The 11,813-nt window shown below is 70.1% G+C and carries 12 protein-coding genes and 2 pseudogenes; 2 read left to right on the top strand and 12 right to left on the bottom strand.

Features of this window, described 5'->3' with window-relative positions; translation table 11 throughout:
- Positions 1-221 (top strand): annotated as a pseudogene (locus tag NT132_RS00745) (SURF1 family protein); the annotation flags it as partial.
- 3 nt (positions 222-224) lie between these two features.
- Here the strand turns inward: NT132_RS00745 and NT132_RS00740 are convergent.
- Positions 225-1,823 (bottom strand): ABC-F family ATP-binding cassette domain-containing protein, encoded by a 1,599-nt coding sequence (locus NT132_RS00740; RefSeq protein ID WP_297783298.1) that lies wholly within the window; start codon positions 1,821-1,823, stop codon positions 225-227.
- A 117-nt stretch (positions 1,824-1,940) separates the two neighbouring features.
- On the opposite strand from NT132_RS00740, the gene NT132_RS00735 reads away from it, so the two are divergent.
- Entirely contained in the window at positions 1,941-2,591 is a 651-nt protein-coding gene (locus NT132_RS00735; RefSeq protein WP_297783295.1) for a biotin transporter BioY, read from the top strand.
- Positions 2,592-2,655: 64 nt separating this feature from the next.
- Here the strand turns inward: NT132_RS00735 and NT132_RS00730 are convergent, their stop codons facing one another.
- The 11 genes and pseudogenes from NT132_RS00730 to NT132_RS00680 form a co-directional block, all read right to left on the bottom strand.
- Positions 2,656-3,687, bottom strand: a complete 1,032-nt coding sequence (locus tag NT132_RS00730) for an ABC transporter substrate-binding protein (protein ID WP_297783292.1) — start codon at positions 3,685-3,687, stop codon at positions 2,656-2,658.
- A 23-nt stretch (positions 3,688-3,710) separates the two neighbouring features.
- Positions 3,711-4,538, bottom strand: coding sequence for an ABC transporter ATP-binding protein (locus NT132_RS00725; protein ID WP_297783289.1), 828 nt, complete (start codon positions 4,536-4,538; stop codon positions 3,711-3,713).
- The gene (locus NT132_RS00720; RefSeq protein ID WP_297783286.1) at positions 4,535-5,560 is read right to left on the bottom strand and encodes an iron ABC transporter permease; all 1,026 of its coding nucleotides are present in this window, start codon (positions 5,558-5,560) and stop codon (positions 4,535-4,537) included. The genes NT132_RS00725 and NT132_RS00720 overlap by 4 nt, the downstream gene beginning before the upstream one ends.
- Positions 5,557-6,510 carry an iron chelate uptake ABC transporter family permease subunit gene (locus tag NT132_RS00715; protein WP_297783283.1) on the bottom strand — a complete coding sequence of 318 codons (954 nt, stop codon included), beginning with the start codon at positions 6,508-6,510 and terminating at the stop codon, positions 5,557-5,559. The genes NT132_RS00720 and NT132_RS00715 overlap by 4 nt, the downstream gene beginning before the upstream one ends.
- Positions 6,511-6,531: 21 nt before the next feature.
- A complete protein-coding gene (locus NT132_RS00710) occupies positions 6,532-7,461 on the bottom strand; it encodes a siderophore-interacting protein (RefSeq protein WP_297783280.1) in 930 nt (309 codons plus the stop codon).
- 54 nt (positions 7,462-7,515) lie between these two features.
- Entirely contained in the window at positions 7,516-8,670 is a 1,155-nt protein-coding gene (locus tag NT132_RS00705; RefSeq protein WP_297783277.1) for an aminotransferase class I/II-fold pyridoxal phosphate-dependent enzyme, read from the bottom strand.
- Between the two features lie 3 nt (positions 8,671-8,673).
- Positions 8,674-9,003 (bottom strand): metal-sulfur cluster assembly factor, encoded by a 330-nt coding sequence (locus NT132_RS00700; RefSeq protein ID WP_297783274.1) that lies wholly within the window; start codon positions 9,001-9,003, stop codon positions 8,674-8,676.
- A 9-nt stretch (positions 9,004-9,012) separates the two neighbouring features.
- Positions 9,013-9,783 carry a Fe-S cluster assembly ATPase SufC gene (gene sufC / locus NT132_RS00695; RefSeq protein ID WP_297783271.1) on the bottom strand — a complete coding sequence of 257 codons (771 nt, stop codon included), beginning with the start codon at positions 9,781-9,783 and terminating at the stop codon, positions 9,013-9,015.
- A complete protein-coding gene (locus NT132_RS00690) occupies positions 9,784-10,110 on the bottom strand; it encodes a non-heme iron oxygenase ferredoxin subunit (protein WP_297783268.1) in 327 nt (108 codons plus the stop codon).
- Positions 10,107-11,203, bottom strand: a pseudogene (locus NT132_RS00685) (SufD family Fe-S cluster assembly protein). The gene NT132_RS00690 and the pseudogene NT132_RS00685 overlap by 4 nt, the downstream one beginning before the upstream one ends.
- Positions 11,203-11,813, bottom strand: a 611-nt coding sequence (locus NT132_RS00680; RefSeq protein WP_297783265.1) for a SufD family Fe-S cluster assembly protein, incomplete at its 5' end; no start/stop codon positions are given. The gene NT132_RS00680 and the pseudogene NT132_RS00685, both read right to left, overlap by 1 nt.

Here is an 11,813-nt window from a genome sequence, read left to right as displayed (position 1 = left end):
TGTTCGCGGTCATGGGCTTCGTCTTCATCTGGTACGTCATCCGCTCGGAGCGCCGCGCCCGCCGTGAGGATGCGGAAGATGCGGCGGACCGCGCCGCCGCGGAAGCGGTCACCGACACGTCCGACGTGACGCGCGAGCGTGCTCCCCGTCGACGACGCGGCCGGCGGCCGGACCGGGACATGCGCGACGAGGACGCTCTGCTCGACAGCGTCGAGCGCTGAGGCTCAGGCCAGCGAGACGAGGTCCGCGTAGTCGCGACCCCAGATGTCTTCCACGCCGTCCGGGAGGATGAGCACCCGCTCCGGGTTGAGTGCCTCGACGGCGCCCTCATCGTGCGAGACGAGTACGACGGCGCCTTCATAGTGCGCGAGCGCACCGAGGATCTCCTCGCGGGAGGCGGGGTCGAGGTTGTTCGTGGGCTCGTCGAGCAGCAGCATGTTGGCGCTGGAGACCACGAGGGTCGCGAGCGACAGGCGCGTCTTCTCGCCGCCGGAGAGAACGCCGGCAGGCTTGAGGACGTCGTCCCCGACGAACAGGAACGAGCCCAGGACCTTCCGGGCCTCGGTCGCGTTGATGTCGGGCGCGGCGGACATCATGTTCTCAAGCACCGAGCGGTTGACGTCGAGATTCTCGTGCTCCTGCGCGTAGTAACCGATCTTGAGACCGTGACCGGGCTCGATGACCCCGGTGTCGGGCGTGTCGACGCCCGCGAGCATACGCAGCAGCGTGGTCTTGCCGGCTCCGTTGAAGCCCAGGATGACGACGCGGGAGCCACGGTCGATCGCGAGGTCGACGTCGGTGAAGATCTCGAGTGACCCGTACGACTTCGACAGCCCTCGCGCCATGAGCGGCGTCTTGCCGCAGGGTGCGGGCTTGGGGAAACGGAGCTTCGCGACGCGCTCCTCCTGCCGCACGTCATCGAGGCCGGAGAGCATCTTCTCCGCCCGCGCCACCATCTGGTGGGCGGCGGCCGCCTTCGACGCCTTCGCCCCGAACCGGGCCGCCTGCAGCTGCAGCGCTGTGGCCTTCTTCTCGACGTTGACGCGCTCCTTCTTGCGGCGCTCCTCGTCGGCCACCCGCTGGCGGAGGTAGTTCTTCCAGTTCATGTTGTAGACATCGATGACCTGACGGTTCGCGTCCAGGTAGAACACGCGGTTCACCGTCTCGCCGACGAGCTCCACATCGTGGCTGATGACGATGAGCCCGCCCTTGTAGCCCTTCAGGAACTCACGCAGCCACACCACACTGTCGGCGTCGAGGTGGTTGGTCGGCTCGTCGAGGATCATGGTGTCCGCATCCGAGAACAGGATGCGGGCCAGCTCGATGCGTCGACGCTGACCGCCGGAGAGCGTCTTCAGCGGCTGGTCGAGGATCCGGTCGGGGAGGGACAGGTTGTGCGCGATCGAGGCGGCCTCGGCCTCGGCGGCGTATCCGCCGAGCGACTCGAACCGCTCCATCAGCGACCCGTAACGACGCATGGCCTTCTCGGACAACGCGGGATCCTCGTCGGCCATGGCCATGGACGACTCCTGCATCCCGAGGGCCAGGCTGCCGAGCCCGCGAGCGTCGAGGATGCGGGTGCGGGCCAGCATCTCCGGGTCGCCGGTGCGGGGGTCCTGCGGCAGGTAGCCGAGCTCGCCGATCCGCTCGACCTCGCCGTCGGCGGGGATCAGGTCGCCCGCCAGCACCTTGGTTAGCGTCGTCTTGCCGGCGCCGTTGCGCCCGACCAGGCCGATCTTGTCGCCCCGACCCACGCGGAAGTTCACTTCGGACATGAGCACGCGGGCGCCCACGCGGATCTCGAGGTCGTGCACGGCGAGCACAGCAGATGTCCGATCGTTTTGGCAGAAAGTGGGATGCGGCCGAGGGGCCGAACCACCATTCTAGGAGATGTCGCTGTGGCGCCGGGTTGCAGCGACCTTCGTGAAGGAGAACCGTCCATGACCTCTCTCGCCGCCCGCACCTCCCCCCGCGTCCTCGCGGACGTGCTGCCCCGCCCCGCCACGCGTCTGCGCGCGCTCGCGGTCGACGCCGTCCTCGTCGTCGCGGGCACCGCGCTCGTGGCCGGCGCCGCGCAGATCGCGATCCCGTTCTGGCCGGTGCCGCTGACGATGCAGACGTTCGCGGTGCTGCTGGTCGGCACGGCCCTTGGGCCGGCCCGCGGCGCGATCTCCCTCGCGCTCTATCTCGCCATCGGCGTGCTGGGACTCCCGGTCTTCTCCGCCGGCACCTCGGGCAGCCTCTTCGCCCTCACCAGCGGCGGGTTCATCATCGGCTTCGTGTTCGCCGCGGCCCTCACCGGAGCGCTCGCACGCCGGACCTGGGACCGCCGCGTCGTCGGCACCCTGGTGTCGTTCGCGGCCGGCAGCGCCGTCATGTACGTGTTCGGCCTGCCGTGGCTCTACGTCTCCCTGCTGAACCTCGGCCCGGCGGTCTGGCAGGACGCGCTCGGCTACGACAGCCTCCTCGCCGCGACTCTCGGCGCTGGCCTCGTGCCCTTCCTTCTCGGTGACGTCCTGAAGGCGGCGTTCGCCGCCGCACTCCTCCCGGCCACCTGGCGCGGCGTCGCGGCACTCGACGCGCGCCGCTGACGCCGTCGGACCCACCGCGAAAGGCCCCGGGCGCACGGCGCGCCCGGGGCCTTTCGCTGTTCCGTCAGCCCTTGGCTACGGCGGTCGCGGCGGCGAGCTTGTCCACGAGCGACGGCAGCGACCACGGCAGCGTGAGGGCGGTGGGGCTCACCGAGTCCTCCTCCTCGACGCCAACGGCAGCCGCGACGGCGCCCTTCTTCACGGCGGGGATGAGCTGTCCGCGGTCAGAGCTGAGGAACTCGTCCAGAGTTGCCTGCTCCTCCGCCTGCGTGAAGATCACCTCGGCGTCGATCTTGTCGAGGTTCTCGTAGCTCACGGTCGCATAGAAGGTCGACTCGCCGTTATCGAGTGCCGTCACCGATTCCGGGGTGACGAAGCCGAGGTCCTCCAGCACCTCCACGCGCGCGTCGGCGGGAAGATACATGTACATCGTGTCGACGTCGTCGTCGATGTACGCGATCGAGGTACCGGCGAACTCCGGGTGCGCTGCGGCGGCATCGGCGATCTGGGAGTCAAGGTCGGCAAGGAGCGCGTCCGCATCGTCTTCACGACCAAGTGCCTTGCCGGTGTCGGTGATGACGTCCCGCCACGGCGTCGACCACAGCGCCTCCGCGGGCGCGACGACGGGGATGCCCGCGCCGGTGATCGTGTCGTACTGCTCCTCGGTCAGCCCCGAGTAGGACGCGATGAGGACGTCGGGGTCGGCGGCCAGCAGCTCCTCGATGGGCAGCTCGTCTCCGGAGTTGTCGAGGATCACGGGCTCGTCTCCGCCGAGCTCGTCCAGCGCCTCCTCCACCCACGGTGCGATGCGGTCGTCCCCGCCGCCGAAGTCGTCGGAGGGGATGGCCACCGGTACGACGCCGAGCGCGAGCACCGCATCCGTCGCACCCCAGCCCCAGGTCGCGACGCGCTCGGGCGTGGACTCGATCGTCGTCTCGCCGTAGAGGTGCTCGAAGGTCACCGGGAAGCCTTCGCCCGAGGCGGTTCCTCCGCTCTCGGAGTCGTCGGAGGCTGCGCCAGCGCAACCGGTCAGCGCGAGGGAGGCCGTCAGGCCGAAGGCCGCCAAGGCGCCCCAGCGGGCGGATCGTGCAGTCATGCGTTGTCTTCCTTTCGGTCGGGTCAGTCCTCGTCGGCGGGCGCGTGCGCGCCGCCCGGCACGGGGATGACCAGGGGGGTGTGGGTCAGGGGGTCGGGGATGACGAGGGCCTCGAGGTCGAACGCGGCCGCGACGACCTCGGCGGTCAGCACCTCTGAGGGTGCGCCGTGGGCGACGACGCGGCCGTCGCACATGACGATGAGGTCGTCGGCGTAGCGGGCTGCGAGGTTCAGCTCGTGCAGCACCGCGACGATCGTGGTGCCGTCGGAGCGGTTCAGCTCGCGCAGGAGATCGAGGACCTCGATTTGATGGCTGAGGTCGAGGAAGGTGGTGGGTTCGTCGAGAAGAAGCACGCGGGGTTCCTGGGCGAGCGCCATGGCGATCCACACCCGTTGGCGCTGCCCGCCCGAGAGGTCTCCGACGGGGCGCTCCGCGAGCGCCGAGACCCCGGTGCGCGCCATGGCGTCATCTACCCGGGCCGTGTCGGTCGCACTCCACCGCTGGAACACGCCGCGATGCGGGTGCCGTCCGCGAGAGACGAGCTCGGCCACGGTCAGTCCGTCCGGGGCGGAGGGATGCTGCGGGAGCAGGCCCACGCTGCGGGCGAACGTGCGGCGGGACAGCCCCGCGATGTCGGCGTCGTCCAGCTCGACCTGGCCCTCCTGCGGCGGCAGCACGCGGGCGAGGGTGCTGAGCAGCGTCGACTTGCCACAGGCGTTGGCGCCGATCACCATGGTGATCCGCCCCGGCGCGAACTCGAGGTCGAGCCCGTCGATGACCCGGCGGCCCGGATATCCGGCGGCGAGTCCCCGGACGGCCAGACGGGCCGGGGCATCCGTTCCGTTGGTCACAGGTTTCGTCCTTTCGAAGTGGCCAGCAGCCAGAGCAGGAAGACAGCACCCAGCGCGCCCGTCACGACGCCCACCGGAACGGAGTGTCCGGGGATCGCGAACTGGGCGACGAGGTCCGCTGAGGTCAGGAGGGCCGCACCCACGGCAGCGCTCGTGCCGATGCCGATGGCGCCGTGGCCGAGGAGCGGCCGGGCGATGGCGGGCGCGCACAGCGCGATGAACGAGATGGGGCCGACGAACGCACAGGTGACGGCGGTGAGCAGCACGGCGGTCCCTACCGCCACGATCCGGACGGTGTCCGTGCGAACGCCGAGGGATGCCGCGCTGCTGGCGCCCATCTGTGTGAGCGGCAGCCAGCGGGCACAGGCATAGACGGCCGGGAGCGCAGCCACCGCGACGACAAGCACCGTCAGCACGTTCCACCACGGTGTGGCCGACAGGCTGCCCGTGAGCCAGACGAGGGCATCCTGCGCGAGCTCCACCTTCGCGCGCAGCATGAGGTAGCTGGTGAGCGACATCGCGAGGAACCCGACGCCGACGCCAGCCAGGATCAGGCGGTAACCGCCGTCCGAACGCCGATGCCCCGCGAACAATAGGAAGGCGGCCACGATGATGCCGCCGACGAACGCCGCGAGCGCGAGCACAGGACCCGTGATACCGAGGATCAGCAGAGTGAAGACGGCCGCGACCCCGCTGCCGCCGCTGATGCCGAGCAGGTCGGGGCTGGCGAGAGGGTTGCGCAGCAGCGACTGCAGCAGCGCACCGGCGATCCCGAGGCACGCGCCGACCAGCAGCGCCATGGCCAGTCGCGGCGCGCGGACCTGGAAGACGACGTAGCTCTCCAGCCGGGATCCTCCCCCGGTGAGCGTGCGCCAGAGATCCGCTGGCGCGATGGCGTAGTCGCCGACCGAGAGGGTGACGAGGGATACGACCAGGACCGCGCCGACGACGGCCAGCACGACGGTGGCCCGGCGGCGCGCCACCCGTGCGCGGACATCGGCGACGGAGAGGACGGCGTTCACAGCACCACCCGCCGACGTCGCAGTACCAGCCAGATCAGCATCGGGGCGCCGAGGAACGCGACCACGAGGCCCGCCTGCACCTCGCCGGGCGGGGCGATGACGCGTCCGATCACATCGGCTGCGAGCAGAAGGGCGGCGCCGGCCGGCGCCCCGACCAGCAGCAGGTCGCGGTAGTCCCCGCCGAGGATGCCGCGGAGCAGATGCGGGATCACGAGTCCGATGAACACGATGGGACCTGCAATCGCGGTGGCTCCGCCGCACAGCAGCACCGTCGCTGTGATCCCCAGCACCCGGGTGCGGGCGACATTGTGTCCGAGCGCCGTGGCGGTGGCATCCCCCAGCGCCAGCAGGTCGAGGCCGCGGGCACAGATGAACGCGATGACACCGCCGACCAGGAGCGGCGCGACGACGAGCGCCACGCTGTCGAGCCCGCGCGCGGTAAGTCCCCCGACCTGCCAGTACCGATAGACGTCGAACGCACGGATCGAGGTGGTCAGGATGAGGGTGATGACGGCGGTGAGCCCGGCGGTGACCGCCGCGCCGGTGAGGGCGAGCTTCGCCGGATTGCTCCCATCAGGGCCACGCGATCCGATCACGGCCACCAGCACCGCAGCGACCGCCGCCCCCGCGAAGGCGAACCACACGAACCCCGCGGGCTTCGTGATGCCGGCCAGCGTGATCGCCATCAGCACCGCCACGGACGCGCCCGCATTGATCCCGAGGAGCCCCGGGTCCGCGAGTGGGTTGCGGGTGAGCCCCTGCATCAGGGTCCCGGCAAGGGCGAGGGCCGCGCCCGCCAGCACCCCGATGATCGTCCGCGGAAGCCGCTGGGTGAGGACGACGACATGATCGGCCGACGCCGGATCGCGCCAGTTCGCCGAGAGCGGCCGGCAGCTTCCGACGCAAGGCGAGCAGCACGATGACCGCCGCCGGGAAGGCGGCCCGTGCACGCCGCACTCGAGCGGCGGTAGTCATTCGGTTCTTTCGGCCTGCCCCGCGCGCCAGTAACCCATGAACGCGACGCGTCGCCGGTCGACGCCGCGCTCGGACACGAGGAGGCGACGCAGGGCCTTGATGGTGGCGGCTTCGCCCGCCATCCAGGCGTAGAACTCGCCCTGCCCGTCCTCGGGGGCCTCCCACAGCAGCTCGCGGTCGACGTCGATGTCGGCGAGGTCCTGCACTCGTGGTGCGGCGGCCCGGTTGAGGACGTCCTCCGACGCGGAGACCCATGTCGAGACGGCTTCCCGGAGGGCCTCCCCGTGTGCACGCACCCCGCGCGGCAGCCACGTCACCCGCGCCGTCGCCGCGCAGTCGACGGTCAGCGCGTCCGCGTCGGTCGGGACCTCGATGAACGCGTCGACCTGGTGGTCGTCGTCGAGCCGCTCGAGGATGCCGCAGATGGCGGGGGCGGCCGTCTCATCTCCCACGAGCAGGATGCGCTTCGCGGTGCCGGGGTGGAAGTCGACCCCGCCGGCGGACTGGGCGGCGCGACCGTCCGGGCCGACGATGACGAGCTCCTGCCCTGCCGACGCCTGCTCCGCCCACGCCCCGGCGGGTCCGGCGTCGTGGTGCACGACGAAGTCGACCTCGACCTCGGCGCGTTCCGGCAGGATGCGTCGCACGGTGTAGGTGCGGAAGGGGTTGCGCAGCTCGTGGTCCAGCGCGCGCCAGCGGTCGTACCAGTCCCCCGCCCCCTCGCCCTGCCCGATGTCCGAGAAGGAACCGTCGGCGTGCGGCAGCAGCACCTTGATGCGCTGGTCACCGCCCGCAGTGCTGAAGTGCTCCAGCTCCGGGCCGGTGAAGGTCACACGGACGAAACTAGGGGTCAGCCGCCGCACGGCCGCGACGCGGGCGACGTAGGGGCGATAGGCCGGACGAACGGGAGCAGACGAAACAGTCACCCGCTTAGGGTAGCCTCACCTTGCCCGCCAGTCCATTCGAGCCGAGTCGCGCGGTCACCCGAGGTCGCCGATGCGGCGCACCGCCTCGGTGAGGACCTCGGCCGAGCAACCGACGTTGATGCGCACGTGCCCCGCACCGCCCTGCCCGAAGTGGGGGCCGTGATGCAACGCCACCTTCGCTTCGCGCAGGATGCGGGTGGCTGGGTCGTCGCCCCATCCCTTCGCGGACAGATCCACCCAGGCGAGATAGCCGGCGTCCGGGATGCGGTACCGGGCGGCGGGGACGTGCTCGGAGAGCAGGTCGGCGAGCAGAACGTGATTGGCGCGGATCGCGGCCTGCAGGCTGTCGAGCCAGGGGTCGCTTTCCGGAGAGAACGCGGCGGTTCCGGCGAGAGCGCCGAACAGGCCCGTGCGCCAGGTGACCTCTTCCGGCATGCCGCGAACGACAGCGGTGGTGGCGTCATCCGCCGTGAGCATGAGGGCGCACTTGAGCCCCGCGAGGTTGAAGGCCTTGCTCGCCGAGGTCACCGCGTACCCCACCCGCGCCGCATCCGCGGAGGCCGCGAGGAAGGGGGTGAAGCCGGCTTCGGGGCGTGCGAGAGGCGCGTGGATCTCATCGCTCACGATGACCGCGCCGTGCGCGAGGGCGATCTCCGCGAGTCTCGCCAGCGTGTCGCGCGCGTGCACGGTCCCGGTCGGGTTGTGCGGGTTGCACAGAAGCATCGCGCGGGCGCCGGCGGCGAAGGCAGCCTCGATGCCGTCGAGATCGAGTGCGAACCCGTCCTCCCCTTCGACGAGCGGGACCGGTTCGACGACGGCGCCCGCCTCCGGGATGCAGATCGAGAACGGCGGATAGACGGGCGGCGTGATGATGACGCGGTCGCCGGGCGAGGTCACCTGCCGCAGGATCTCGACGACGCCCATCATCACGTCGCCGGTGGAGGCGATGCCGGAGCGATCGATCTCCTGCCCGTAGCGCCGGCGGGCGAAGCCGATGTACGCATCCCGGATACCCGGATCGTCCGGGGTGTAGCCGGTGTCACCCAGCGCGACGGCCTCCGCGAGCGTCGCCTCCACGGCCGGCGCGAGCGCGAAGTCCGTCTCGGCGACGAACAGTGGCAGCACGTCGTCCGGGTAGGCACGCCACTTCACGCTCCGCCGTCGGCGGAGCTGGTCGAGCGACAGCGCCTCCAGGGGTGCGACGCTCACGGGTCAGATGGCGAAGCCGAGTGCGCGCATCATGTCGCGCCCGTCGTCGGTGATCCGCTCCGGACCCCACGGCGGCATCCACACCCAGTTGATGCGGAACCGCTCCACGACGTTTTCCAGCGCCTGCGCGGTCTGCTCCTCGAGCACATCCGTCAGCGGGCAGCCGGCGGAGGTGAGCGTCATGTGGATGACCAGGGCGTCGTTCTCGTCGTCCCAGGCGAGGTCGTAGATGAGACCCAGGTCGACGACGTTGATCCCCAACTCGGGATCCATGACGTCTTTCAGGGCCTCGGTGACCTCGTCGTACTTCTCCGGGGTGATGGTCGCAGCCATGGCGGGAGCCTACGCCTCGATCGGGGCGTCGGAGTCGAGGAAGCGGTCGTAGCCCTCGTTCTCCAGCTGGTCGGCGAGCTCCGGGCCGCCCTCTTCCACGATCTTGCCCTTGACCATGACGTGCACGAAGTCGGGGCTGATGTAGCGGAGGATGCGGGTGTAGTGGGTGATGAGCAGCACCCCGAGGTCGTTCTCGGCCTTGGCGCGGTTGACGCCCTCCGAGACGATCTTGAGCGCATCGACGTCGAGGCCGGAGTCGGTCTCGTCGAGGACGGCGATCTTCGGCTTGAGAAGTTCCAGCTGCAGGATCTCGTGACGCTTCTTCTCGCCGCCGGAGAAGCCCTCGTTGACGTTGCGCTGCGCGAACTTGGGGTCCATGCGCAGGTTCTTCATCGCGGCCTTGACGTCCTTGGTCCAGGTGCGGATCGCGGGCGCCTCGCCGTCGATCGCGGTCTTGGCCGTACGCAGGAAGTTCGTGACCGTGACACCGGGGATTTCGACCGGGTACTGCATCGCGAGGAAGAGTCCGGCGCGGGCACGCTCGTCCACCGTCATCGCCAGCACGTCCTCACCGTCGAGCGTGATGGTACCGCTGGTGACGGTGTACTTCGGGTGGCCGGCGATCGTGTACGCGAGCGTGGACTTGCCGGAGCCGTTGGGGCCCATGATGGCGTGCGTCTCGCCGGTGCGCACGGTCAGATCGAGACCGTTGAGGATGGGCGTGGTGCCCTCCTCGGTCTCGACCGTGACGTGCAGGTCGCGGATCTCGAGAACAGACATTCAGACTTCCTTCGTGAGGGTGGGATCGATGAGCACGTCGTCACCGTCGACGGTGACCTCGAACACGGGGACGGGCTCGTACGCGGGGAGGTTGAGGGGACGGCCGGTGCGCAGCGAGAAGGCGGAGCCGTGGGCCCAGCATTCCAGTGTGTCTCCGTCGACGAATCCCTCCGCGAGGGACACGTCGCCGTGCGTGCAGGTGTCGCCGATGGCGTGCACCTCGCCGGCGGAGTCGAGCACGACCGAGATGGCCACACCCTCCACCTCCACGCGGCGGGCTTCGTCCTGGACGAGCTCGCTGAGCGCGCAGACGCGGGTCGCGGTCATCGGGCCAGTTCCTGCTCGATGCGGGCGACCAGGCGCTCCTCGATGTCGGTGACGCCGATCTTCTGCACGATCTCCATGAGGAATCCGAGCACGACCAGGCGGCGCGCCTCGTCCTCGGCGATGCCGCGGGCCTGCAGGTAGAACAGCTGCTCGTCGTCGAAGCGGCCGGTGGCGCTGGCATGACCGGCACCGACGATATCGCCGGTCTCGATCTCGAGGTTCGGGATCGAGTCGGCGCGGGCACCCTCGGTCAGCACCAGGTTGCGGTTCGCCTCGTACGAGTCGGTGCCGCTGGCGTGCGGGCCGATGAGGACCCCTTGTGGAACAGGTACACCTGGCTCTCCAGGTGCTGTCCGGCGTCCGCGAACGCGAGGCCGTACAGCTCGCCCTGTGCACCGCTGCCGGCGAGCTCGACGCTGGGGTTCACGCGCACGATGCCGCCGCCGAAGCTGATGACAATGTGACGGAGCGCCGCGTCACGACCCACGCGGGCCTGGTGGGCCGACAGGTGGACGGCGTCGTCGTCCCATTCCTGCATGCTGACGACGGTGAGAGATGCGCCGTCGCGGACGATGATCTCCACGTTCTCGGAGAACTGCGCCGTGCCGGCGTGGTGGAGCACCACGGTGGCACGGGACTGGGCGCCCGCCTCGATGACCAGGTGCGCGTGCGCGACCAGATCGGCGCCCGCCCCGCGGAGGTCCACCACGACGGGCTCGTCGAGTTCCGCCTCGGCGGGAACCGACAGCCACAGGGCCTCAGCAGCGCGCTGCCACGCGATCGCGGCGGACACGTCCTCGGGCTGGAACACCTCGCCGCGCGGCGCGGCGCCGATCGGCAGCCCCGCGGCGGCCAGCGGGCCCGTGACGGTGATGCCGACGGCCCCGGGGTCACCCGGGCGGTCGGTCAGCAGCGCCTGGAGCCGGGCCACCGGGGTGTGCTTCCAGTTGACCTCGCGGCCGGTCGGGGCACCGAACGCCGCGGGCTCGAAGGAGCGCAGGCGCTCGGACCTGGTCTGCACCGGAACGAACGAGGCGGCAGGGTCGATGTGCCCCTGCGCGTGTGCGACGGGGGCTGCGGTTGCGGCAGACATCAGCCGACGGATCCTTCCATGCCCATTTCGATGAGCTTGTTCAATTCGAGGGCGTACTCCATCGGCAGCTCCCGCGCGATCGGCTCGATGAAGCCGCGCACGATCATGGCCATCGCCTCGTCCTCGGGCATCCCGCGGCTCATCAGGTAGAACAGCTGCTCGGCGCTGACCTTCGAGACGGTCGCCTCGTGGCCGAGCTGCACGTCGTCGACACGGATGTCGATCGACGGGTACGTGTCGGAGCGCGACGTGGTGTCTACCAGCAGCGCGTCGCAGCGCACCGTGTTGGCGGAGTGGTGGGCGTTCGCGTCGACGCGCACTTCACCCCGGTAGCCCGCACGGCCACCGCCGCGGGCGATCGACTTGGAGACGATCGAGGACTGCGTGTACGGCGCCATGTGGATCATCTTCGCGCCCGCATCCTGGTGCTGGCCGGGACCGGCGAAGGCGACCGAGAGGGTCTCGCCCTTGGCGTGCTCGCCCATGAGGTAGATGGACGGGTACTTCATCGTGACCTTGGATCCGATGTTGTCGTCGACCCACTCCATGGTGGCGCCTTCGTGCGCGATCGCACGCTTGGTGACGAGGTTGTAGACGTTGTTCGACCAGT

Source organism: Microbacterium sp. (genome assembly GCF_026393345.1).
Classification (GTDB): Bacteria; Actinomycetota; Actinomycetes; order Actinomycetales; family Microbacteriaceae; genus Microbacterium.
This window is presented reverse-complemented; position numbering and strand designations above follow the sequence as displayed.